The organism is Dactylosporangium sp. NPDC050588 (assembly GCF_040654975.1).
Taxonomy (GTDB): Bacteria; Actinomycetota; Actinomycetes; order Mycobacteriales; family Micromonosporaceae; genus Dactylosporangium; species Dactylosporangium maewongense.
This window is the reverse complement of the sequence record NZ_JBFAJA010000051.1, coordinates 78942-100577: the sequence shown is the minus strand read 5'-3', so window position 1 is coordinate 100577 and position 21636 is coordinate 78942. Positions and strand designations below refer to the sequence as shown.

At 74.6% G+C, this 21636-nt stretch carries 24 protein-coding genes; 8 read left to right on the top strand and 16 right to left on the bottom strand.

The window, feature by feature from the left end; translation table 11 throughout:
- The 5 genes from AB0I21_RS32170 to AB0I21_RS32150 all read right to left on the bottom strand — a co-directional run.
- A partial coding sequence (locus tag AB0I21_RS32170) for a hypothetical protein (protein WP_360566803.1) occupies window positions 1-222 on the bottom strand: 222 nt, incomplete at its 3' end.
- Window positions 219-743 (bottom strand): TlpA disulfide reductase family protein, encoded by a 525-nt coding sequence (locus AB0I21_RS32165; protein ID WP_360566802.1) that lies wholly within the window; start codon window positions 741-743, stop codon window positions 219-221. The genes AB0I21_RS32170 and AB0I21_RS32165, both read right to left, overlap by 4 nt.
- A complete protein-coding gene (locus tag AB0I21_RS32160; RefSeq protein WP_360566800.1) occupies window positions 740-1036 on the bottom strand; it encodes a hypothetical protein in 297 nt (98 codons plus the stop codon). The genes AB0I21_RS32165 and AB0I21_RS32160 overlap by 4 nt, the downstream gene beginning before the upstream one ends.
- A gap of 37 nt (window positions 1037-1073) precedes the next feature.
- Complete coding sequence (locus AB0I21_RS32155; RefSeq protein WP_360566798.1) at window positions 1074-1259, bottom strand: hypothetical protein; 186 nt, start codon at window positions 1257-1259, stop codon at window positions 1074-1076.
- Window positions 1260-1370: 111 nt separating this feature from the next.
- On the bottom strand, window positions 1371-2336 hold the full coding sequence (locus AB0I21_RS32150) for a hypothetical protein (RefSeq protein WP_360566796.1): 966 nt from the start codon (window positions 2334-2336) through the stop codon (window positions 1371-1373).
- A gap of 125 nt (window positions 2337-2461) precedes the next feature.
- Between AB0I21_RS32150 and AB0I21_RS32145 the strand changes: the two genes are divergently transcribed.
- Complete coding sequence (locus AB0I21_RS32145; RefSeq protein ID WP_360566794.1) at window positions 2462-2815, top strand: YciI family protein; 354 nt, start codon at window positions 2462-2464, stop codon at window positions 2813-2815.
- Window positions 2812-4053 (top strand): sigma-70 family RNA polymerase sigma factor, encoded by a 1242-nt coding sequence (locus AB0I21_RS32140; RefSeq protein WP_360566806.1) that lies wholly within the window; start codon window positions 2812-2814, stop codon window positions 4051-4053. Before AB0I21_RS32145 ends, AB0I21_RS32140 begins: the two co-directional genes overlap by 4 nt.
- A 64-nt stretch (window positions 4054-4117) precedes the next feature.
- Here the strand turns inward: AB0I21_RS32140 and AB0I21_RS32135 are convergent, their stop codons facing one another.
- Window positions 4118-6322: a molybdopterin-dependent oxidoreductase gene (locus tag AB0I21_RS32135; protein ID WP_360566792.1), complete on the bottom strand. Its 2205-nt coding sequence runs from the start codon at window positions 6320-6322 to the stop codon at window positions 4118-4120.
- Window positions 6323-6599: 277 nt separating this feature from the next.
- Between AB0I21_RS32135 and AB0I21_RS32130 the strand changes: the two genes are divergently transcribed.
- On the top strand, window positions 6600-6788 hold the full coding sequence (locus tag AB0I21_RS32130; protein WP_360566790.1) for a hypothetical protein: 189 nt from the start codon (window positions 6600-6602) through the stop codon (window positions 6786-6788).
- Between the two features lie 79 nt (window positions 6789-6867).
- On the opposite strand, the gene AB0I21_RS32125 is transcribed toward AB0I21_RS32130, so the two are convergent.
- Window positions 6868-7650, bottom strand: coding sequence for an alpha/beta hydrolase (locus AB0I21_RS32125; RefSeq protein ID WP_360566788.1), 783 nt, complete (start codon window positions 7648-7650; stop codon window positions 6868-6870).
- Between the two features lie 147 nt (window positions 7651-7797).
- Between AB0I21_RS32125 and AB0I21_RS32120 the strand changes: the two genes are divergently transcribed.
- On the top strand, window positions 7798-7992 hold the full coding sequence (locus tag AB0I21_RS32120) for a hypothetical protein (RefSeq protein WP_360566786.1): 195 nt from the start codon (window positions 7798-7800) through the stop codon (window positions 7990-7992).
- Between the two features lie 66 nt (window positions 7993-8058).
- Here AB0I21_RS32120 and AB0I21_RS32115 read toward each other — a convergent pair whose 3' ends face one another.
- Window positions 8059-8664, bottom strand: coding sequence for a MauE/DoxX family redox-associated membrane protein (locus AB0I21_RS32115; protein ID WP_360566784.1), 606 nt, complete (start codon window positions 8662-8664; stop codon window positions 8059-8061).
- A gap of 15 nt (window positions 8665-8679) precedes the next feature.
- Entirely contained in the window at window positions 8680-11421 is a 2742-nt protein-coding gene (locus AB0I21_RS32110; protein WP_360566782.1) for a BTAD domain-containing putative transcriptional regulator, read from the bottom strand.
- Window positions 11422-11611: 190 nt separating this feature from the next.
- Between AB0I21_RS32110 and AB0I21_RS32105 the strand changes: the two genes are divergently transcribed.
- The 4 genes from AB0I21_RS32105 (at window position 11612) to AB0I21_RS32090 (ending at window position 14795) form a co-directional block, all read left to right on the top strand.
- On the top strand, window positions 11612-11803 hold the full coding sequence (locus tag AB0I21_RS32105; protein WP_344515990.1) for a hypothetical protein: 192 nt from the start codon (window positions 11612-11614) through the stop codon (window positions 11801-11803).
- Window positions 11804-11911: 108 nt separating this feature from the next.
- A complete protein-coding gene (locus tag AB0I21_RS32100; RefSeq protein WP_360566780.1) occupies window positions 11912-12469 on the top strand; it encodes a hypothetical protein in 558 nt (185 codons plus the stop codon).
- On the top strand, window positions 12466-14358 hold the full coding sequence (locus tag AB0I21_RS32095) for an ABC transporter ATP-binding protein (RefSeq protein WP_360566778.1): 1893 nt from the start codon (window positions 12466-12468) through the stop codon (window positions 14356-14358). The genes AB0I21_RS32100 and AB0I21_RS32095 overlap by 4 nt, the downstream gene beginning before the upstream one ends.
- Complete coding sequence (locus tag AB0I21_RS32090) at window positions 14355-14795, top strand: S26 family signal peptidase (protein ID WP_360566776.1); 441 nt, start codon at window positions 14355-14357, stop codon at window positions 14793-14795. The genes AB0I21_RS32095 and AB0I21_RS32090 overlap by 4 nt, the downstream gene beginning before the upstream one ends.
- 914 nt (window positions 14796-15709) lie before the next feature.
- Here AB0I21_RS32090 and AB0I21_RS32085 read toward each other — a convergent pair.
- Genes AB0I21_RS32085 through AB0I21_RS32055 form a run of 7 tightly spaced genes read right to left on the bottom strand, consistent with a single transcriptional unit; the run spans window position 15710 to window position 21620 of the window.
- A complete protein-coding gene (locus tag AB0I21_RS32085) occupies window positions 15710-16771 on the bottom strand; it encodes a methyl-accepting chemotaxis protein (RefSeq protein WP_360566774.1) in 1062 nt (353 codons plus the stop codon).
- Window positions 16772-16809: 38 nt separating this feature from the next.
- A complete protein-coding gene (locus AB0I21_RS32080; protein WP_360566804.1) occupies window positions 16810-17169 on the bottom strand; it encodes a response regulator in 360 nt (119 codons plus the stop codon).
- Window positions 17159-17446 (bottom strand): hypothetical protein, encoded by a 288-nt coding sequence (locus AB0I21_RS32075; RefSeq protein ID WP_360566772.1) that lies wholly within the window; start codon window positions 17444-17446, stop codon window positions 17159-17161. The genes AB0I21_RS32080 and AB0I21_RS32075 overlap by 11 nt, the downstream gene beginning before the upstream one ends.
- Window positions 17427-19754, bottom strand: coding sequence for a chemotaxis protein CheA (locus AB0I21_RS32070; RefSeq protein ID WP_360566770.1), 2328 nt, complete (start codon window positions 19752-19754; stop codon window positions 17427-17429). Before AB0I21_RS32070 ends, AB0I21_RS32075 begins: the two co-directional genes overlap by 20 nt.
- Window positions 19751-20140: a response regulator gene (locus tag AB0I21_RS32065; RefSeq protein WP_360566768.1), complete on the bottom strand. Its 390-nt coding sequence runs from the start codon at window positions 20138-20140 to the stop codon at window positions 19751-19753. Before AB0I21_RS32065 ends, AB0I21_RS32070 begins: the two co-directional genes overlap by 4 nt.
- A complete protein-coding gene (locus tag AB0I21_RS32060; RefSeq protein ID WP_360566766.1) occupies window positions 20137-21012 on the bottom strand; it encodes a protein-glutamate O-methyltransferase CheR in 876 nt (291 codons plus the stop codon). Before AB0I21_RS32060 ends, AB0I21_RS32065 begins: the two co-directional genes overlap by 4 nt.
- Complete coding sequence (locus AB0I21_RS32055) at window positions 21009-21620, bottom strand: HEAT repeat domain-containing protein (RefSeq protein ID WP_360566764.1); 612 nt, start codon at window positions 21618-21620, stop codon at window positions 21009-21011. Before AB0I21_RS32055 ends, AB0I21_RS32060 begins: the two co-directional genes overlap by 4 nt.
- Between the last annotated feature and the right edge of the window lie 16 nt (window positions 21621-21636).

Sequence of the window (21636 nt, the reverse complement as noted above, 5' to 3'; positions counted from 1 at the left end):
CGGCCGGTACAGGTGGAGCTCCTGGCCCTGGCTCGTCAGCGTCGACCCGGGCGCGGCGACGCTGCTGAACCGGGCCGACGGCCCGACCTTCGTCAGCCACGCCGCGAGCGCCGGCAGCGCGCCGGACAGCAGGCGCGCGGCGACGTACCCGCACAGCAGCACCGGACGGGCCCGCCACGCGAGCAGCAGCGCCGCGCCGGCCCGGGACAGCACGGCGGTCACGCCGGCACGGGCACCTGGTAGCCGACGGACTCGACCACGCCACCGTCCCGCACGAGCACGAACGCGGGGAAGCCCCGGACGCCGAACGCGCCCGCGACCGGGCCCTCCGGGTCCTCCAGGATGACCGCGACGCCGCCGGTGCCGGTGAGCGCGCCGACGACGGGCGCCGGGTCGCCGCCGTCGTCGACGACGACAGCGAGGACGTCGCCGGGGTGCCGGGCCGCCGCGGCGCGGAAGTCGCCGAGCCGCTCATGACAGGCGGGGCAGTCGGGCGAGAAGAACCCGATGAGGGTCTGGCCGGTGAGCGAGGCGCGGTCGACCCGCCGGCCGTCCACAGTGGACGCCGTGAAGTCGGCGACGGGTTCGCCGAGGGTCGCGGTCGACACCGGCGGCGGCTCGGCCATGTCGCCGAGGCGGTTCTCGTAGGCGCGCAGCCGGCGCACGACCCCGAGGACGACGACCAGGTTGAACAGGGTCAACGCGGTGAGCAGCAGCACCGCGACGAGCAGCGCGGTGGTCACCGGCCCGCTCCCTTCGCCGGTACCGGCGGGATGCTGAGCAGCGACACGATGTCCTCCAGCGACGCAAGGATGAGCCCGGCGGCGCCATCGGCGACCGCGCAGGCCAGGGACGGGGTGGTGGTGCCGGGGCGGCCGGCCGCGGCGAGCGGGACGGCGGCAGGCGGGCGTCCCGGCCCCGGCCACAGCGCGGCCGCGCTGCGCCGGAGCCGGGCGAACGACCGGGATGAAACTTTCCCGGCGACCGCCATCGCGAACACGACGGCCGAGCCGGCGGCGACCGCGGTCACCGGCATCGGTGACCCGCCGGGGCGCGTCCGGCCGTCGTGTGGTTCAGCACGTGCCGGTGACCGTGCAGGAGTAGCAGTGGTTCGGCACGCCGGAGCAGCCGTACATGCACTTGCGGCGGTACCGCAGGCCGCCCTTGCAGTAGCACGTCTCCCATTCGTACGTGCATCCCGCGTCCGCCTCGGCGGTCGGGGCGAGGCGCGCGAGCACGCGGTCGGCGAGCCGACCCATGGCTTGAACCATCGATGACATCCTTCCATCGGGGGATACCGATAGGCAGGGTGATCGATGTCGATCGGCCTGTCAATGGGAGCGTTCCCAGAGTGCGGACGGGCCGGGCGGTCAGCCGTGCTGCATGCCGGGCGCGTTGCCGTCGTCGACCAGGGCGAGGATCGCGTCGGGTTCGGCGGTGACCGCCGTCGCGCGGACCATGTGCAGCCCGCCGCCGAGCGCGGCGACCGTGACGTCGCGGAACACCTCGGCCGGCCGGTCGTGCGCGTACTCCTGCCGCTGCTCGGTGACGGAGCGGTCCATGTCCTCGGCCGTGCTCCACGACGAGCACACGACGACCTTCGCCGGTTTGCCGGAGCCGGCACCCGCCCGGAGCACCCCGGCGGCGATCACGTAGGTCCGTTCGTCCCGCGTCCGGGTCCGGAAGTACGCGGCGACCACGTCGCCGAGGCAGCCCGCCAGCGCGCGGAACGTCGGGTTCGCCGCGAGCGAGCGCTCCGGAGCGGCCCGGACGTCGTCCCAGTTCGCATCGTCGCCGCCGACGAACAGGTCGTCGCCCTCGCCGTGGACGCGGGGCAGGGCGATGCTCAGGAACTGCAGGCCGTCGTCGGTGAGGACCGGCGGGGCGACGAGGCCACCGCCGTCGTCCCGCCAGCCCGCCGCGACCAGCTTGCGGGTGACCTCGACTGGGAACTGCCCGCCGGCGACGAGCGAAACGTCGCGCGACGACGCCCCGGCGGTGACGACGTATTCGCTGTTGTCCAGCCGGATGTCGTAGTCGGGCAGTCTGATGACCTCCGGCTGGAGCCGGGCGCTGCCGCGACCGATGAGCCCGCGCCACTTCACCGACCCGGTCTTGCGCGGGAAGTGCATCGTGACCGCCTCGTCGGCGAAACGGACGCTCGTGCGGATGTTCTCGGTGTCGGCGAGGCGGCCCAGCGCCTTGACGAGCTCGGCGTCCCCGCCGTCCGAGCCCGGCGACCCCTCGCGATCACCGCAGGCGGCCGTGGTTCCGAGCAGGATCGCGCAGGACAGGACCAGCGCGTACGTCCGGGGTCGCCGGAGAGGTGCGAACATACCGGCACTGTGCCGCCCCGCGCGTGCAGCGCACGTGCAGCCGGGCCGACCGCGTGAATTTCCGGCCGGGTTGTCGATTTCGGGCCGGTGGCCGCGTCATGGTGGCATCGGATTGAGGAGGAGTCATGCGGTACGCGCTGTTGCTCTACGGGGACGAACAGGTGTGGCAGGAGGCCGACGAGGCGGCCCGGCGGGAGATCTACGCCAGGCATGAGCGGTTCATGAAGCTGCTCGTGGAGCGCGGCGCGCTGGTCGGCGGGGCGGAGCTGGCGCCGACCGGGGCGGCGACGACGCTGCGGCGCGACGGTGCGGCGGTCAGCGTCACCGACGGGCCGTTCGCGGAGACGGCGGAGCAGCTGGCCGGGTTCTACCTGATCGAGGCGGCGGACCTGGACGAGGCGCTGGAGCTGGCCCGGGAGCTGCCGTCCGGGGTGGTCGAGGTGCGGCCGATGGTGCCGGGTCCGAAGGAGTCCAGCTGAGCGGTGCGGTCGAGCAGGCGTACCGGGAGCACTGGCCGCGCCTGCTCGCGCTGCTCGTCACCCGGCTGCGGCGGTTCGACCTCGCCGAGGAGAGCCTGCAGGACGCGTTCGCGGCCGCGGTCGAGCGGTGGGACCGGGACGGCGTGCCGGCCAACCCGGCGGGCTGGCTGATGACCGCCGCGTGGCGGCGGGCCCTCGACCGGGTGCGGCGGGAGGACGCGGACCGGGAGCGGCTGCCGCTGCTGGTCGTCGACGCGCCCGGCACCGTCACCGGAGCCGCCACCGAAGCCTGTGCCGGGGACGAGGTCGGCGACGAGCGGCTGCGGCTGCTGTTCGCCTGCTGCCACCCGGCGCTGGCGCCCGACGCGCGGACCGCGCTGATGCTGCGCTTCGGGGCGGGCCTGACCACGGCCGAGATCGCGCGGCTGTGCCTGGTGCCGGAGCCGACGATGGCGGCGCGCCTGACCCGGGCGAAGAAGAAGATCGCGCAGGCCGGGATCCCGCTGCGGGCACCGGCGCCGGCCGACCTCGCCGACCGCCTCGACGGGCTGCTGACGGCGGTGTACCTGCTGTTCAGCGAGGGCTACCGGGCCACCGGCGGGCCGGTGCTGCTGCGGCCGCGGCTGGCGCGGGAGGCGATTCGGCTCGGCTACGAGCTGGGCCTGCTGCTGCCGGACGAGCCGGAGCCGGTCGCGCTGCTGGCGCTGATGGTGCTGCAGCACGCCCGCCGCGACGCCCGCGTCGACGCCGACGGGCACCTGGTCCGGCTGACCGAGCAGGACCGGTCCCGCTGGCACCCGACCGAGCTGCGGCACGGCTTCGAGCTGCTGGCGTTCGTCCGCGACGACGAGGGTTCCGGCCGGTACGCGCTGGAGGCGCTGATCGCCGCGGAGCACGCGAAGGCGGTCACGGCGGCGGGCACCGACTGGGCGCGGATCGCCGGGCTGTACGCGCGGCTGGAGGCGCGCACCGGCTCGCCGGTCGTGCGGCTCAACCGGGCCGTGGCGGTCGCGGAGGCCGGCGACCCCGCGCTGGCGCTGGCGCTGACCGACGAGGCGGCCGAGCGGCTGCCGCGCCACCACCTCGTCCCGGCCGTGCGGGCGGAGCTGCTGCAGCGCCTCGGCCGTCCCGGCGAGGCCGGCGCGGCCTGGGAGGCGTCGCTGCGGCTGGTGCGCACCGAACCCGAGCGCCAGCACCTCCTGCGCCGGGCCGCCGCCGCCCCGGCGCCGCGGTCGTAGCCGCCGCCCCGGTGCCGCGGTCGTAGCCGCCGCCCCGGTGCCGCGGCCGTGGTCGCCGGCTCGTTCAGGTGGCGGGGGAGACGGTCACCGGGATGCCGTTGAGGACGCTGTTGCCCGACAGCGGGTCGATGGCGTGGTCGTCGGTGAGGATGTTGCTGTTGACGCCGGGTGTGGCGGCGGCGACCGCGGCCCGCGTGCCGGGCGCGCCGTGCCCCCAGCCGTGCGGCAGGCTGACCACGCCCGGCATGACCGTGTCGGTGACCTCGACGGCGACGGTGAGCGTGCCGACGCGGGACGCGACCGTCGCCCTGCCGCCGTCGGCGAGGCGCAGCGCGGCCGCGTCGTGCGGGTGGACCTGCAGCGTGCAGCGGTCCCTGCCCTTCATCAGCCCCGGCACGTTGTGCATCCAGCTGTTGTTGGACCGCAGGTGCCGCCGTCCGACGAGGACGAGCCCGTCGCTCGGCCGGTCGAGGGCCGCCCGCAGCCGGTCGACGTCCTCGGCGATCGGCGCGGGGCACAGCTCGACCTTCCCGCTCGGGGTCCGCAGCACCTCGGGCACCCGCGGCTGCAACGGGCCCAGGTCGACGCCGTGCGGGTGGTCGAGGAGCTTCCGCAGCGTCAGCCCGGACTCGTCGGCGCCGAAGCCTTCACCGTACGAGCTGAGCCGCAACCGCACGTCGAGCAGCCGCTCCGCGGGTCCGTCGCCGCCGACGAGGGCCCGCAGCCCGGCGACGTCCCGGCCGTGGACGGGGGAGCCCGGGTCGTCGACGGCCCGCTGCAGCAGCTGCAGGAGCAGCCGCTCGTGGTCGACCCCGGCGAGGCGGGCGAGGATGTCGGCCTCGTCCATGCCGCCGGGGTCCTTCGGCAGCACGGGCGGCGAGTACGCGGCCGTGTTGCGCACGACGAGGGTCAGGAACGCGAAGTCGTAGTGGCCGACCCGGGCGGGGTCGGTCGGCGGCAGGATCACGTCGGCGTGCCGGGTGGTCTCGTTGAGGTACGGGTCGACGCTCACCATGAACTCGAGCCCGCCGAGGGCCGCGTCGAGCTGCCTGCTGTTGGGCGTGGACAGCACCGGGTTGCCGGCCACGGTGACGAGCGCCCGCACCTGCCCGTCGCCGGGCGTGGTGATCTCGTCGGCGAGGGTCGCGACCGGCAGCTCGCCCTTGACCTCCGGCAGGCCACGGACCCGGCTGGTCCACCGCCCGACCCGGAAGCCCTTGCCGCCCGGCTCCGTGGCCTTCCGGGCGTGCGGCGCGAGCGGGAACATGACGCCGCCGGGCCGGTCGAGGTTGCCGGTGAGCACGTTGACGACGTCGACGAGCCAGCTCGTCAGCGTGCCGAACTCGACCGCGCAGGTGCCGATCCGCCCGTACACGGCGGCGGACGGCGCGGCGGCGAGGTCACGGGCGAGCCGGCGGATGTCCCCGGCCGGCACCCCGCACGCGGCGGCGACGGTCTCGGGCGGGAAGTCCTTCGCGAGGCCCGCCACCCGCTCCACGTCGCGGACGTGCCCCTCCAGGCGGCCGAGCGCGACGAGGTCCTCGTCGAACAGGGTGTGCACGAGCGCGAACAGCAGCAGCGCGTCCCCGCCGGGCCGGACGAACACGTGCTCGTCGGCGACGGCCGCGGTCCGGGTCCGCCGCGGGTCCACGACGACGACCCGCCCGCCCCGGGCCTGGACGGCGGCGAGCCGCCCGGGGAAGTCGGGCGCCGTGCACAGGCTGCCGTTGGACTCCAGGGGGTTCGCGCCGATGAGGACGAGCAGGTCGGTCCGGTCGATGTCGGGCACCGGGATGGCGTCGGGGTTGCCGTACAGGTAACCGCACGACACGTGCTTCGGCATCTGGTCGACGGTGCTGGCGGAGTAGACGTTGCGGCTGGCGAGGGCCTTGACGAGCGGTCCGCCGTAGAGCGGCCCGGCCATCGTGTGGACGTTGGGGTTGCCGAGGTACACGGCGACCGCGTCCGCCCCGTGCCGCGCCTGCACCTGCGCGAGCCCGGCCGCGGCCGCCGCGAACGCCTCGTCCCAACCCACCTCGTGATGCCGGCCGTCGGCGCCGCGCACCAGCGGCCGGCGCAGCCGGTCCGGGTCGTGCACCAGCTGCCCGAACGTGGCCCCCTTCGGGCACACGAACCCCGCGCTGAGCACGTGCTCCCGGTCGCCGCGCGCCGCCACGATCGTGTCCCCGGCGACGGTGAGCTCCAGCCCGCAGACGGCCTCGCACAGCGGGCAGGTCCGGAAGGCCGTGCGGGTCGCTTCGCCGTGCATCGTGCCCCACCACCATTGGTCGAGGTTCGCCGTCGGGGCCAGCTTCGCCCCTGAGACACGGTCCCGGCAAGCGGGCTACCCCGCCTGGACGGGCAACTGGAGGTAGGAGGCGTGCTTCGGCGGCGCGCCCCGGCGGCCGGGCCCCACCGTGGTGGCACACCTCAACTGGAAGGGGAACCGATGAACATCCACCGACGCCTGGCCACCGTGGGCGCGGGCGCCGTCGTCGCGGTCGCCGCGGTCGTCCCGCTCGGGCTTTCTCGGCGACCGTCGGGCCGTGCTCAAGACGTACGAGAGCGGCCTCCTGCTCTGTGACGCGGACCTGCGACCGGAGGCCCGGATCGCACTGCCCGGCGACGCCGAAGCGGTCGAGGCGGCCGTCGGGCTGGACGAGGACCTGTTCGCCGCGCAGCTGTGGGTCGACGGCGAGCCGGTGACGACGGTGTGGAGCCTGCCGACGCCGTGAACGAACGTGGACGTGCTTCGCGCCACGCAAGGAGACAGCGCCACGTGTGGACGCCAGGGCGCGGCGCAACAACCCGGCCTCAGCAGACGTGCTCGGTGGCGGCCAGGATCTGGTCGGTCACGGCGTCGGGGTGGGAGATCAGCGTCAGGTGTGACCCGCCCGGCACCGTGCGGATGTGTGCCTTGGCTCGGTGCGCCATCGACTCCTGCGACGCCGGCGTGATGATCTTGTCGGCGCCCCCGATGACGTACCACGAGGGGATGCTCTCCCACGCGGCTGCCTTCGACGGGGTGGAGAACGCGGCGGTCGCGGCCGAGCGCTGGCTCGCCCACAGCACGTCGGCCTGGCCGGGCGCGAGGTCCGGCCCGAACGAGTGCACGAATACCGGCTGCTTCAGGTACAGGTCCGTGCCCACCTTGTCGAACAGCACGGTTGCGTTTTGGTTCAACGCCGAACCGGACCCGCTCAGCCCGCCGGTCGTCTCCCCGACGGCCGGCGCGGCGGCGTCGACGTAGACCAGCGCCTTCACGTTGGTGTTGCCGGCCGCCGCGTTGGTGATGACCGCGCCGCCGTAGGAGTGCCCGACCAGCACCACCGGCCCGTGCACCGACTTGAGAAATTCGGAGACGGACGCCGCGTCACCGGTCAGCCCGCGCAGCGGGTTGGCGATCGCCCGCGCCGTGTAGCCGTTGCCCTGCAGGCGGGAGACCTCCCCGCTCCAGCTTGACGTGCCCGCCCACGCGCCGTGCACCAGCACGATCGTCGGTTTCCCGCCGCACCCCGCCGGCGCCGCGGGGGCGGTGAGCGAGGTTCCCAGCAGCCCGAGGACGATCGCCGAGGCTGCGCCACCAATCGCCTTCATCCGTCGGAACTACCCCGGCCGTCGGCCTTGATGTCCGCGTCGGCGATGCAGAACGTCCGGGCTATTCATCGGGTGGCTGCGCCGTCCGGCACACACGTCGCTGGACTCCGGCGGTGTAGCAGGCGGCTGCGGCGGCACGATAAGGGCATGGAGGAATATCGGGAGATCGTGTCGGACATTGTCACGACGTCCGGCGGAGGAGAGGCGTGGATCGAGATGAACCTCTCCGGATACCTCACTGAGCGCTGCACCGGATGCGGCGCGGACGAGGACGTGGATGGGATCGCGCCCGCGCTGCAGTGGCTGACCGATCACGCCGCCACCTGCACCACCCGCCTCTAGGCACAACGCCGTCATCCACGCCTCGGGTCACCGCATACCGGATTTCGGAGATCCCACCCGTGGAGGTCAGGCGCGGCGGTCCTGCCCGGGTCGTGCGGCGGGTCGGCGGGCCGGGGGCGGCGTGAACAGGTCCACCAGGTCGTCCAGGCGGATCACCAGCAGGCCGCAGACGGCGCCCGTCGTCAGTGCCACCGCCGTGCCGGCCAGGTCAGGCGGCTGGGTCCGGGTCATGGCGATGCCGAGCGCCGCGGTGCCGGCCGCCGCCAGCAGGAGTCCGTTGCGGACCAGGTGGCGGGCGCTCAGCGGGCGTTCGGCGGCACCGAAGCAGGCGCAGCGGGCGCCGGTGCCGCGGCGCACGGCGAGCGCCACGCCGGTGGTGAACACGGCCAGCAGGGCGCCGGTCAGGGCGAGCACCGCCATCGCGAGGGGCCGCGCGGGCGGCCACCCGCCGGTCACGGCCACCGCCGCCGCGGCGAGCCCCGCCACCAGGCCGCTCTCGGCCACCGTGGCCGCCATCGCCACGCCGGTCAGGTGGCCGGCCGGGACGAGCGGCACGGGGCGCAGGGACTCCGCGAACGCCTGCTGGGCGGCGCGGCTGCGGAGCTTGCTCCAGGCGGAGGCGGCGAACACGCAGCACAGCGCCGCCAGCAGTCCCAACGACAGGTATGACATCGTCACCTTCAACGGTCAGCCGGCCACGCCGGTCAGGGTGGTGAGCCGGGCGCGCACCTGCTCCGCGTCGGCGTCGCCGAGGTCGGCGAGGATCTGGCCGGCGACCCGCCACGCGGCCCGCGCGGCGTCCGGGCGGCCGGACGCCAGGTGGGTGTCGCCGAGGTGGGTGAGCACCTTGGTTTCGCTGAACCGGTCGCCGAACCGGCGGCACAGCGCCAGCGCTCGTTCGTAGCACTCCAGCGCGCGGGCGTACTCGCCCTGATGGTGGTGCACATACCCGATGCTGTCCAGGGTGGCCGCCTGGCCGCTGCGGTCACCCAGCTCGTCCTGGAGGGCCAGGGCGCGCCGGCAGTGGGTCAGGCTGTCCGCCCACTCGCGCTGCCTGGCATGCACCCAGCCGACCAGGTTCAGCGCCCGGCCGCGGCCCAGGCGGTGCCCGGCCTCGGTGTAGAGCCGCAGTGCGGACGCGCTGTGCGAGCGCATCAGCGGCCACTCGCCCCGCGACTCGGCGAGGCGGGCGAGCGCGAAGTGCACGCCCGCGCGGCCCGCGGTGTCGCCGAGCCGCTCGTATCCGTCCAGCGCCGCCCGGTACGCCGCCTCGGCCTCGCCGTACCGCCGCAGGTGCGCGTGGGCGCAACCGAGGAACCGCTGTGCCCAGGCGCGCTCGCGGTGCTCGCCGAGCCGCTCGGTCGCCTCGATCGCGAGCCGCCCGACCGCGATGAGGTCCTGCCACCGTCCCTGGTTGTGCAGCAGCCCGGCGAGCACCCGGGCCAGCTGCCACGCGCGCCGGGTGAACCCGGCCTCGGCGGCCAGCGTCGCCGCGGCCAGCATCGCCTGCCGGTGCTCGGTGAACCAGGCCAGCGCCCGCCGCTCGCAGGTGCACGGCTCGACCAGCACCCCGGCCGGCGGCGGGTCCGCGACCAGGCGGATCCAGTGCGGCTCCAGCCGTAGCGCCGCGGCCTGCCCGCAGTACACGTAGTGGTCGAGCAGCCGGCCCACCGCGGCGGCCCGCTCGGTGTCGGAGTCGCAGCGGCCGGTCAGTTCCGCCGCGTAGGTGCGCAGCAGGTCGTGCATGGCGTACCGGCCGGGGCTGTGCTCGGTGAGCAGGTGCGCGCGGGTCAGGTCGGCCAGCAGGGACCTGGTCCGCTCGGCCGGCAGCCCGGCCAGGCTGGCGGCCGCCGCGGCGCCGATGTCCGGACCCGGGTGCAGCGCGAGCGCCCGGAACAGCTGGGCGGCCGGCGGGTGCAGCGCCCGGTAGGACCAGGAGAACACGTTGCGCACGTCGGTGGCCGGATCCCCGGCGTCCAGCACGTCGAGGCGGTCGTCCCGCAGCTCGTCGGCCCAGCGGGCGAGCGGGAAGTCCGGATGGGCGGCGGCCCGGCCGGCCATCACCCCCAGGGCCAGCGGCAGCCGCGCGCACCGCTCGGCGATCAGCTCGGCGGCGCCGGGCTCGGCGGCCACCCGGTCGGTGCCGAGCCGCCGCGCCAGGAACTGCCGCGCCTGCGCGGGCGAGAACAGGTCGACCGGCACCGGCCGGGCGCCCTCGGCCGCGACCAGCCCGGTGAGCTGGTCCCGGCTGGTCACCACGACCAGGCAGCCGGGGGTGCCGGGCAGCAACGGGCGCACCTGGGCGGCGTCGCGGGCGTTGTCGAGCAGCATCAGCATCCGCCGGCCGGCGACGAGGGTGCGGTACAGCGCGATCGCGGCGGACGGCTCGGAGGGCACGGTCTCGGCCCGCACGCCGAGCGCGTCCAGGCACAGCCGCACCGCCTCGGCGCTGCCCATCGGGGCCGCGCAGGCGCCGAACCCGCGCAGGTCGAGGTAGACCTGACCGTCGGGGAACCGGTCGCGGACCCGGTGCGCCCAGTGCACCGCGAGCGCGGTCTTGCCGACCCCGGCGGTGCCGGAGAGCACGAGCACGGCGGCCGGCTCGTCGAGGCGGGCCAGCTCCGGGTCGCGGGGCACGAACCCGGGCACGTCCGCCGGGAGCTGCGCGGGCGTCCGCCAGGTCGGGCGGGGCAGCCCGCCGTCGGGAGCGTCGTGCCGCAGGATCGCCCGATACGCGTCCCGCACCTCCGGCGACGGGTCCGCGCCGAGCTCCTCGACGAGCCGGTAGCGCAGCTCGGCGTAGCAGTCCAGCGCGTCGACGGTCCGGCCGGTCAGGTGCAGGGCCCGCATCAGGACGGCGGTGAGCGGCTCGACCAGCGGATACTCGCCGATCGCCTCGGTCAGCGGGCCGAGGACCGTGCCGGCGTTGCCGCAGCGCAGCTCCGCCTCGGCCCACTGCACCAGGGCGTCGACGTGCTGGCGGCGCCACGCCCTGCGCATCCGCTCGGCCCAGCTCCCCGGCACCCCTGCCAGCGGCTCGCCGGTCCACAGGTTCAGCGCCTGGCGCAGCAGCGCCACCCCTTCGCCGTCCGGGCGGCCGCGGGCCCGGTCGATGAGGTCGCGGAAGCGGTTCAGGTCGATCCGCTCGGGCGCGACGTCCAGCACGTAGCCGCCGGAGCGGCGGGGCAGCACGGGCGCGTCGCCGTCGGGCGCCAGCAGCCGGCGCAGCCGGGTGAGGTAGACCTGGAGGGTGCGCCGGGCACCGGACGGCGCCTCGTCCCACACCCGGTCGATGAGCAGCTCGGTGGTGACGGGGCGGCCGGCGTCGGCGGCCAGCACCGCCAGGACGTGCCGCTGCTGCGGTGGCCCGGCGTCCACCACGTGGTGGTCGAGCCGCAGTTCCACCGGACCGAGCAACCGAATCTCCATGCCACCGCCCCCGTTGGCAGCGCCCGGCGTCAATGCCTGACTCAGTGATGCCTATCTAACACTCGTGCTGGCCGGATGCCAACAATTCATTAACGAATCGACTTCGGTCGTCGTCGCATGCTGTGGGCAGCCGGCCGAAGATCACAGGCCGGCGCCTCCACTCATCCGTACAACGGAAGGGAAGGTGCACATGCGTGCAGCCAAGAAGATGGTCGGCGCGGTAGCCGACCGGATCCTCGGCATGGTCGTGCCGCACACCGTGGCCCGGGCAGCGGACTGCGACTACGAGTGCTGCAGTGCGCGCAACAGTGGCCGGTACTGCTGCTACTACCCGAGCGGTTCCCACCACTGCGGCAGCTGCATCACGTACATCCCGTGCTGACCCTGCGGTGAGCCCGGCGGATCGCCGGTGTCCGCGGGCACCGGCGGTCTGCGGCCCGGTCCTTCCCACCCGTTCGCCGGTCGACCGGCAGATGCAAAGGCGGTATCCATGCCCCTCCTCATAGTCGTCGTGGCGCTCGTCGGTGCCCTGTGCGTGCTGAACCTGCTGCTGTGCCTCGGGATGATCCGCCGACTGCGCGAGCAGACGCAGCTGATCGACGCGGTGTACGAGTTCGTCGGCGGCGCACCCGCCCCGGGCCCGGCCGGGTCCGACCCGGTGGCCGGTGACACCGTCGCCGACTTCCACGCCACCACCACCGACGGTGCGCCGGTCGGCCGGGACGACCTGGCGCCGGCGACCGTCGTGGCCTTCCTCGCCGCGGACTGCAAGGGCTGCCAGGCGCAGCTGCCCGACTTCCTCGCCTGGGCCCGCGGCCAGGACCGCCGGCGGGTCCTGGCCGTCGTGAACGCCCACGACAGCGACCCGGATGCCCTCATCGCGCAGCTCACGCCGGTGGCGCGGGTGGTCCTGGAAGGCGCGAGGCCGCCGGTCGCGCGCGCGTTCGGGGTGACCTCGTACCCCCGGTTCTGCGTGCTCGGCGCCGACGCGACGCTGTCCGCGGTCGTCACGGCGGTGTCCCGGCTCCCGGTCGGCACCGCGGCGTGACCGCTGCGGCTGCCGACCCACGGCCCGGCCGGCGTGCCCTCGCCGGCGCCGCCGGCCGGGCCGCCGGCATGGTCTGGCGCGCGGCCCGCGGCCACGTCCTCGGGTACGTCGCCGCGACCGTGGTCACCGCGGCCGCCCCGGTCGCGATGGCCTGGCTCACCCGGGAGGTGCTGGACCGGGTCGCCGGGCCCGGCCGTCCGGGCGCGGCCGCCGGGCTGCTCAGCCTGGCGCTGGCCCTGGCCGCCGCCGGTGCCGCCCTCGCCGTCGCCGCGCAGGCCGCGGAGTACCTCCGCAGCGAGGTGGACCGGCGGGCCGCGCTGCGCGGCAAGGACGAGCTCTTCGCCGCGGTGTCGCGCCTTCCCGGGCTGGCCCGCTTCGAGAGCCCGGCGTTCCTCGACCGGCTGCGGCTGGGCGTGCTCAGCGCGGCCAACCCCGGGCGGCTCGTGGACACCGCGCTGGCGGGGGTCCGCAGCGGGCTGACGGTCGCCGGGTTCGTCGGCTCGCTGGCCCTGATCAGCCCGGCGTTCACCGGCGTGGTCCTCGCCTCGGCCGTGCCGGCGCTGCTCATCGAGCTGCGCCTGTCGCGCCAGCGGACCGGCATGCTGTGGCGGATCGGGCCCGTGGAGCGGCGCGGCCTGTTCTACTCCAACCTGCTGTCCACCGTGGACGCCGCCAAGGAGATCCGGCTCTTCGACCTCGGCGGCTTCCTGCGCGGCCGGATGCTCGACGAGCAGCGCACCGCCGACGCGGCCCGGCGCCGCATGGACCGCCGCGAACTGCTGGTCCAGGGCGGGCTGGCGGGCAGCTCGGCCGTGGTCGCCGGGGCCGGCCTGGTGTGGGCGATCCTCGCCGCCGGCGACGGCCGGCTCGGCGTGGGTGACGTGTCGATGTTCGTGGCCGCGATGGCCGGTGTACAGGCGTCCCTGGGCACGGTCGTCTCGGCCGGGGTGATGGCCTACGAGCACCTGTTGACGTTCCATCACTACGTCGCGGTGGTCACCGCCGAGCCCGACCTGCCGGTGCCGGCGTCACCCCGGCCGCTGCCGCCGCTGCGCCGCGGGATCGAGCTGCGCGACCTGTGGTTCCGCTACAGCCCCGACCACCCGTGGGTGCTGCGCGGGCTGAACCTGACCATCCCGTGCGGGCAGACGGTCGCCCTGGTCGGGCGCAACGGCGGCGGCAAGAGCACCCTGGTGAAGCTGCTGTGCCGGTTCTACGACCCGACCCGCGGCGAGATCCGCTGGGACGGCGTGGACATCCGGGACGTGCCGCCGGCGCAGCTGCGGGCCAGGATCGGCGCGGTCTTCCAGGACTTCGTGTCCTACGAGCTGACCGCCACCGAGAACATCGCGGTCGGAGACCTGTCCGCCGCCGCCGACCCGCGGCGCGTCGCCGACGCGGCCCGGGAGGCCGGGGTGCACGACGCCCTGTCCGCGCTGCCCCGTGGGTACCGGACGATGCTGAGCCGCGCCTTCGACGCCGACCCGGAGGGCGCCGGGTCCTCCACCGGCGTGCTGCTGTCCGGCGGCCAGTGGCAGCGGGTGGCGCTGGCCCGGGCGTTCCTGCGCCGCGACCGTGACCTGCTGATCCTGGACGAGCCGAGCGCCGGCCTGGACCCCGAGGCGGAGCACCAGGTGCACACCCACCTGCGCACCCTGCGGGCCGGCCGGACCAGCCTGGTCGTGTCGCACCGGCTCGGCGCGGTCCGCGACGCCGACCGGATCGTGGTCCTGGCCGACGGCGTCGTGGCCGAGGAAGGCACCCACGCGGAACTGATCGCCGCGGACGGTGGCTACGCGCGGCTCTTCGCCCGCCAGGCGGCCGGCTACCGCGACACCGTGCCCGCCGAGCCCGCTGAGCCCTCCAAGCCCACAGTGGTGCACGGATGATGTGGCTCCCGCTCTCCGCGGCGGTGCTGGCCGCCCTCGGCGCCGTGTGGTGGCTGCGCCGGACCTACCTGACGGTCACCGTCGACGGCCCCAGCATGCTGCCCACGTACCGCCCGGGCGAACGCCTCCTGGTCCGCCGGATCCCACCGGCAGCGCTGCGCACCGGCCAGGTGGTGGTCTTCACGGCCTCGCCCCCACCCCCACCGGCACCCCAGCGACCCGCGCGGATCGTCAAACGCGTGGCCGCCGCCCCCGGCGACCCCATCCCGCGCGACACCGTGCCCGCCCTGCGCACCGTCCCGGGCGACCACGTCCCTCCCGACCGCGTGGTCCTGCTGGGCGACAACCCCGTCGTGTCCCACGACTCCCGCCGCTCCGGCTACTTCACCACCGACCGCCTCCTCGGCGTCGTCATCCGCCGCCTGGGCGCACCGTAGGACGGAATCGGTTGGACGGCACCGATCGTGCGGGCTGATACTGTGCGGCTGGTCTCCGGTTGACCGGCGTCCGGGGGCGATCGCCCACCGGGCCGTCGCGACGACGGGGCTGGGTGGTCGTCGTGGAGCAGCGTTCGGAAGAAGTCGTCCTGCGTCGCCTGTACGCCGGGATTCGTGAGCGGCGTTCGCCGCAGGACGTGGCGGTGGACATCGTGGAGCTCGGCGCGCAGCGGTGGCTGAGCGCGGTGGGCTGCCGGGACCTGTACTCGATGATGCGGCACCAGCGGGCGCGTCAGCTGGTGGCGGCGCAGGACGGGCCGGCGGCGTGGACCGGGCCGGTCGGGTCGTCGATGCCGGCGACGTGGCGGCATCATCCGGGGCTGGCCAGGGCGTACGAGACGGCCGAGGTCGCGGTGGACGCCGTCGCGCTCGCCGCGGCGCGACCGGCACCGGTGGCGGCGGACCCGGCCGAGCCGGCGTCGCTGCGCCGGTGGCTCGGGTCGGCCCTGACGCTGCTCGGCCTCCCCGAGGAAGAACCATGGCCGGCCCGCCGGACGGTCCCACGCCGCCCGGTGCCGGTCTCGTGGGCGGGCGGCACCTACTACCGGCTGCGCAAGCCGGCCGGGGCGCGGGGCGACCGGGGCGGGCACGCCGACGCCCGGGACCGGATGACCGCCGCCACCCGCCGGGACCTGCTTCCCGGGGTGTCGGTGCGCGCGTACCGCCGGGCGGTGCGGGCCGTGCTGCACCTGCAGCAGCGCACCGAGGTGCTGGCCGCCGAACGGGACCGCGAGGCGTCGGTGGCGTTCGGCAAGGCGCGGCTGGCGTACCTCGTCACCGAGGAGGACTTCGTCGCGTGCCCGGCCACCGCCGCGTTCACCGTGGCGCTGCGGGCAGGCGCGCCCGGCCTGGGCTCAGAAGAGTTCGATCGCCGCCGGTGGGGTGTCGGTGGTGGCGGGGGTGGTGCCGACGGCGGTGCCGTGGGTGGTGCGTTGCTGGGCCATGACGTGGCGGCGCTGGAGGTTCGCGACGTCGAGGACGCGGCCCAGGAGCTCGTCGGCGGGGAGCTCCTCGCTGGCGAAGCGGCGCATGTCGTCGGCGGCGCGGCGCAGGTCGACGACGGCCTCGGCGACGTGTTCGATCATCTGGCGGCTGATGTCCTGGAACTGGACGTGGCCGACGGCGCCGGTGGTCTCGGCGGTGAGGGCGTCGGAGCTGTACCGGACGTCCTCGGCGGCCTGGACGGTGTCGTTGAGGGCCTGCTCGATCATGCCGGCGACGCCCCGCTGCGCGTCGGCGATGCCGGCGAGGCGGCGGGTGATGGCGGTGTCGGCGCCTGCGGTGTCGGCGGGCTCGTCGGCGACGCGGTCGAAGCCGGTGTCGTCCTGCAGGACGGCGTCGAGCCGGGCGGTGAGGTCGGCGATGCTGGCGCCGATGCCGCCGGCCGCGTCGGCGGAGCGTTCGGCGAGCTTGCGGACCTCGCCCGCGACCACGGCGAAGCCGGGGCCGGACTCGCCGGCCCGGACGGCCTCGATCATGGCGTTGAGGGCGAGGATGTTCGTGGCCCGGCTGACCTCCTCGATGGCCGCGACGTGGCTGCGCATGTCGCGGATCTGCTCGACGAGGGCGCGGACCTGGTGGTCGCGGGCGATGAAGTACCGCACGAGCCGGTCGACCAGCCGCGCGTTGGCCTCGGCGGCCTCGCCGACCTGCCGGCGGGTGTGCTCGAGCGCGACGGCGAGCCCGGAGACCTTGCCGGCCGTCTGCTCGGCGAGCTCGTCGACCCGGACGAGGCGGGCGACGATGGACTCGGCGGCGTCGGCCGTGTGCGAGACGACGTCGTCGAGGTGGGCGTTGATGACGTCGCAGTAGGCCGGCAGTGGCGCCACCGCCTCACCGACGGCGGCGCGGACGGAGCCGTGGTCGGCGGACCCGTCCGGCCGTTTCGCGGTGAGCCGCTCCCTGAGCGATGTCACGTCGTGTTTCCCTTCGGCGGTCGATGGTCAGGCCTCCGTCACGCATTGGGCATGACCTGCTTGATGACGCCCAGCAACTGGTCGGGCGCGACCGGCTTGACCAGCCAGCCGGTGGCGCCGGCGGTCTTGGCCTCGGTCCGCTTGGACTGCTCGGACTCGGTGGTGAGCATGAGGATCGGGGTGAAGCGCAGCCCGGCCGACTTGCGGGCCTCGCGGGTGAAGGAGATGCCGTCCATGTGCGGCATGTTCACGTCGCTGATGATGAGGTTCGGGCGCAGCCCGGCGCTCAGCTTGTCCAGCGCCTCCTGCCCGTGCCCGGCGGTCTCGACCGCGTAGCCGGCCTTGGTCAGGATGGTCTTGAGGCTCATCAGCATCGTGGCGGAGTCGTCAACCAGCATCACCGTCGTCATTGTGGAACTCCTCGTGCTCAGCAGGCTTGGGCGGTTCGAGTGCCGGCAGCAGCTGGGCAGTGAGGAAGCTGTCGACCGGCGTCGCGGATAACTTCGGCCCGAACGCCAGGATCGCCTGGAAAGCAGCGGTATGCAGATGGTTGCAGTTGCGCAGGTCAAGGCGGGCCTCGGGGGTACGCCGCAGCCAGGCCACGAGCTCCTCGACCTCTTCCACGGTCACCGCCTCGCTGAGCACGGCGGTGCGCTCACGCAGCTCGAGCGCCAAGGCTGAGCACCTCCTTCAGGTTCAGCACGAGCAGGACCAGCCCGTCGCCGAGCAGCGCGGTGCCGACGAAGTGGCCGGCGGTGCTGAGCAGGCCCTCCATCGGCTTGAGGATGACGTCGACCTCGCGGTGGAAGCGCTCGACGAGCAGCCCGACGCTGCCACCGCCGACGCTGACCACGAGGATCGCCCGGTCGGCGCCGGGGTCGGGGGTCCAGGGCAGGCCGAGCTCGGCGGCGAGGTCGACGACGGGCACGACCTCGTCGCGCAGGACCACCACGTCCTGGTGCAGGACCCGCCCGACGCCGTCGCGGGGCACCCGGACGGTCTCCACGACGAGGTCGACGGGGACGCCGAAGCGCTGCCCGGCGACGCTGATCACCATGACCTGCGTGACGGCCATCGACAGCGGCAGCCGCAGCCGGGTGACGGTGCCCGCCCCGGGCTCGGAGCGCATCGTCACCGTGCCGCCGAGCCGCTCCACGCTGGCCCGCACGGCGTCCATGCCGACGCCCCGCCCGGACAGGTCCGACACCTGCTCGGCGGTGGAGAAGCCGGGCTGGAAGATCAGGTTGACCGCGTCGGCGTCCGGCATCGTCTCCAGCTGCTCCTCGCCGATGAGGCCGCGCTCGTACGCCTTCTGCCGGACCCGGACCGGGTCGACGCCACGGCCGTCGTCGGCGACCTCGACCACGACGGCGTCACCGTCGGCGACCGCGGACAGCGTGATCGACGCCTGCGGCGGCTTGCCGGCGGTGGTGCGCTCGTCGGGCGTCTCGATGCCGTGGTCGAGGCTGTTGCGCACGAGGTGCACGAGCGGGTCGGCGAGGGCCTCGATGACGTCCTTGTCGGCCATCGTGTCCTCGCCCTCGGTGACCAGCTCGATGCGCTTGCCGAGCCGGCGGCTGAGGTCGCGCACGAGCCGCGGGAACCGGGAGAAGGACACCGACAGCGGGAGCATCCGGACGTCCATGACGGCCGACTGCAGCTCCTCGGCGATGCGGTGCAGCCCGGCGTACTGGTCCTTGATCCGCCGCCCCAGGACGCGGCTGCCGAACTCCTCCTCGGCGGCCTCGGCGAGGTACGTCAGGCCGTTCTTGGCCACGTTGAGCTCGCCGACGAGCTCCATGAGCCGGTCCACCTTGGCCTGGTCCACCTTGAGCACCCGCGTGCCGACCTGTCCGGTTTCGTGGTCGGGCTCGCCGGCGCGCCGGTCGGCCGGCCCGGTGCGCCGATCGGCCGCGGCGGTGTCGTCCGTGGGGGAGCCGGGTGCGGCGGCGCTTGCCGCGCGGATGCGGCCGATGAGGCTGTCGACGATGCCGGCCAGCTCCGGCGCGCCCACGACGTCGACGTCGACGGCGGCGCCGACACTGCGGGCCGCACCGGCGACGGCCCGGCCGATCGAGCGCAGGTGCGGGCCGTCCGGTGCGGGTCCGGCGAGGGTGGCCCGGGCCGCCTCCAGGACCCCCAGCGCGTCGGCGACGTCCTCGGTCGGCGGCGCGGCGGCGAGGTCGGTGTCCGGCGGGGGCGGCGTGGACAGCGCCGTCGCGTCCAGCTCGACGATCTCCACCTGTTCGATGACGTAGCGCAGCACGTACTCGATCTCGGCGACCGACGCGCGGGTGGCCGCGACGAAGCCGAGCAGGCAGGCGTACTCGTCGTAGTCGTCCGGGGCCGGCCACGCGCCGGGGCGCAGCACGCCCAGGTGGGCCAGGGCCGGGATCTGCCGGATGAACAGCAGCGGGTCCTCGCCACGGAAGAAGCAGCCCTCGTCGGGCTGGTAGCGCACGAAGCGCATGGTGGCCGACGTGACCCGCAGCCAGTCGACGAGCCCGGCGACGGCCGGCCCGCCGAGCGCGCTGACCCACGCCGGGGCGTGCGTCGCCAGGGCGGCCGGCCGCACCGCCGCCGCGGTCGTGGCGGTGGCCCCGCCGATCGGTGCCCGCAGCGCCACCACGAGCGCCGCGGCGTCGACGTCCGCGGTGCCGGGCAGCTGCTCGTGGACGGTGACGTGGGCGAGCCAGCCGCGGATGAGGTCGAACGCGGACAGCAGGGCGTCGGTCATCGTCGAGTCCAGCGCCACCCGGCCGGCGCGGACCGCGTCGAGCAGGTCCTCGGCGGCGTGCGTCAGGCTGGTCAGCTCCGGGAAGTCGAAGAGCCCGGAGGAGCCCTTCAGCGTGTGCGCGGCCCGGAACACGTCGTTGATGCGGTTCGGGTCGTCGGGGCTGAGCTCCAGCTGCAGCAGGCCGTCACCGACCTGGGAGAGCAGGTCGTCGGCCTCGGCGAGGAACTGAGCGAGCAGCGGGTTCACAGCGGCGCACCGGAGAGCATGGTGGCGACCCGGACCAGCCGGGCCGCGTCGACGGGTTTGACGAGGTACAGGTTGGCGCCGGCCCGGTAGGCGCGGTCGGCGTCGCCGGGCCCGTCCTCGGTGCTGATCATGACGATGGGCGCGGACGTGGCGACGGTGTCCCCGCGCAGCGTCTCGACGCACGCGTAGCCGTCCATCTTCGGCATGTTGACGTCGACGACGAACAGGTCGAAGGGGTTGACCATCGCGGACTCGACCGCCTCCAGGCCGTTGGCCGCCTGCTCGACGCGGAAGCCGGCGTCGGTCAGCAGCTTGCAGTGATACATCCGGACCGTGGCGGCGTCGTCGACCACCAGGACGCGGGCGGCGTCGGCGGTCCCGTTCATTGGCGTGCTCCCATCGGTCGCTGGTACGCGATGCCCTGCGGCAGGCGGTGCGGGGTGAAGATCGGTGAGATGCGGCTCATCGACTCGGCGTGGCCGAGGAAGAGGTACCCGCCCGGCCGCATCGCGCCGAAGAGGTTCTCGGCGGCCCGGCGGCTGGACAGCTCGTCGAAGTAGATGAGCACGTTGCGGCAGAAGACGACGTCGAAGTCGGTGAAGGCGCGCATCGAGGGGGTGTCGCAGACGTTCATCCGGTGGAACGTCACGGCGTCGCGGATGCCCTGATCGATCTGGAACCGGCCGGCGCCGACGGCGTGGAAGTACTTGGCCAGCCACGGTTTCGGCACCCGCTGCAGGGACCGCTCGCCGTAGCTGCCGTGCCTGGCACGGTCCAGCACGTCGCTGTCGATGTCGGCGGCGTGGATCTCGACGTCGACGTGGCTGATCGGTGGCCACTCCTCCAGCAGCCGCATGGCGATCGAGAACGGCTCCTCGCCGGTCGAGCACGGCAGCGACAGGATCCGGATCGGCCCGTTCGGGCGGCCCGCCTGCGCGGCGGCGGCGAGCACCTGCGGCAGGACCGGGTTGAGCAGCGCGTCGAACTGGTAGTCCTCGCGCATGAAATACGTCTCGTTGACCGTGAGCTGGTTGGTGAGCTCCTGCAGCAGCTCGGGCCGGTCGCCGACGCGCAGCGAGCTGAACCAGGCGGTGAAGTTGTGGTGGCCCGACGCGCGGACGCACGCCTCGATGCGCTTGTCGACGAAGTACCGCTTGCCCGTGGTGAACTGGATGCCGGTCCGCTTGTAGAAGTACTCCCGGAACCGTTCGAACTCCGCGGTGCTGAGCCGGAACTCCTGCGCTGCGGCACTCGTCATGCCTCCACCTCCGCCAGCGCCGGCAGGGCGGCGTCGATCGTGAAGTGCAGGAACGGGTCCTTCGGGAACCGTTCCTGGGCGGCCCGCAGCACGGCGGCGTGCTGCGGCCCGGCCATCGGCAGCAGCGCGTCGATCGCGGCGGCGACGACGTTGGCGTGCCGGTCGGTCGCGACGATCTCGGCGAGCCAGTCGGCCGCCCCGGGGTGGGGCAGGTCGGCGAGGACCATCGCCGTCATGATCCGCACGTCGTGGTCGGGGTCGGCGAGCAGCGCCGGCAGCAGCGCCGGCACCGAGGCGGGCATCGCGGACAGGGCGCCGGCGACCGCGCTGCGCAGCGCCGCGTCGTCGCTGGACAGGTGCGGCACGAGGCCCGCGGCGACGTCGGCGTGGTCGATCGCGGCGAGGGTGGTCAGCACCGCGTCGCGCACCGCGAGGTCGGTCTCCGCCGGCACCCGGGCGAGCAGCGCCGGCACGGCCTCGGCGTGCCCGTCGAGGTCGAGCGCCGCCCGCCGGCGCTGTTCGGGGTCGGGGTCGGCGAGCCGATCCTGCAGGGTGCCGGGGTCGGCTTGCCGGGTGACTTCGGCGGTTTGGCGTCGTACCAGTCCCATGATGCTGTCTGTCCCT

What these genes read in the sequence shown, in the direction of transcription:
- AB0I21_RS32110 (WP_360566782.1), bottom strand. Translation starts at nt 11,421, where the DNA reads ATGGAGATTCGGTTGCTCGGTCCGGTGGAACTGCGGCTCGACCACCAC.
- AB0I21_RS32135 (WP_360566792.1), bottom strand. Translation starts at nt 6,322, where the DNA reads ATGCACGGCGAAGCGACCCGCACGGCCTTCCGGACCTGCCCGCTGTGC.
- AB0I21_RS32145 (WP_360566794.1), top strand. Translation starts at nt 2,462, where the DNA reads ATGCGGTACGCGCTGTTGCTCTACGGGGACGAACAGGTGTGGCAGGAG.
- AB0I21_RS32080 (WP_360566804.1), bottom strand. Translation starts at nt 17,169, where the DNA reads ATGCTGGTTGACGACTCCGCCACGATGCTGATGAGCCTCAAGACCATC.
- AB0I21_RS32105 (WP_344515990.1), top strand. Translation starts at nt 11,612, where the DNA reads ATGCGTGCAGCCAAGAAGATGGTCGGCGCGGTAGCCGACCGGATCCTC.
- AB0I21_RS32065 (WP_360566768.1), bottom strand. Translation starts at nt 20,140, where the DNA reads ATGAACGGGACCGCCGACGCCGCCCGCGTCCTGGTGGTCGACGACGCC.
- AB0I21_RS32115 (WP_360566784.1), bottom strand. Translation starts at nt 8,664, where the DNA reads ATGTCATACCTGTCGTTGGGACTGCTGGCGGCGCTGTGCTGCGTGTTC.
- AB0I21_RS32120 (WP_360566786.1), top strand. Translation starts at nt 7,798, where the DNA reads ATGGAGGAATATCGGGAGATCGTGTCGGACATTGTCACGACGTCCGGC.
- AB0I21_RS32090 (WP_360566776.1), top strand. Translation starts at nt 14,355, where the DNA reads ATGATGTGGCTCCCGCTCTCCGCGGCGGTGCTGGCCGCCCTCGGCGCC.
- AB0I21_RS32150 (WP_360566796.1), bottom strand. Translation starts at nt 2,336, where the DNA reads ATGTTCGCACCTCTCCGGCGACCCCGGACGTACGCGCTGGTCCTGTCC.
- AB0I21_RS32125 (WP_360566788.1), bottom strand. Translation starts at nt 7,650, where the DNA reads ATGAAGGCGATTGGTGGCGCAGCCTCGGCGATCGTCCTCGGGCTGCTG.
- AB0I21_RS32100 (WP_360566780.1), top strand. Translation starts at nt 11,912, where the DNA reads ATGCCCCTCCTCATAGTCGTCGTGGCGCTCGTCGGTGCCCTGTGCGTG.
- AB0I21_RS32055 (WP_360566764.1), bottom strand. Translation starts at nt 21,620, where the DNA reads ATGGGACTGGTACGACGCCAAACCGCCGAAGTCACCCGGCAAGCCGAC.
- AB0I21_RS32060 (WP_360566766.1), bottom strand. Translation starts at nt 21,012, where the DNA reads ATGACGAGTGCCGCAGCGCAGGAGTTCCGGCTCAGCACCGCGGAGTTC.
- AB0I21_RS32160 (WP_360566800.1), bottom strand. Translation starts at nt 1,036, where the DNA reads ATGCCGGTGACCGCGGTCGCCGCCGGCTCGGCCGTCGTGTTCGCGATG.
- AB0I21_RS32155 (WP_360566798.1), bottom strand. Translation starts at nt 1,259, where the DNA reads ATGGGTCGGCTCGCCGACCGCGTGCTCGCGCGCCTCGCCCCGACCGCC.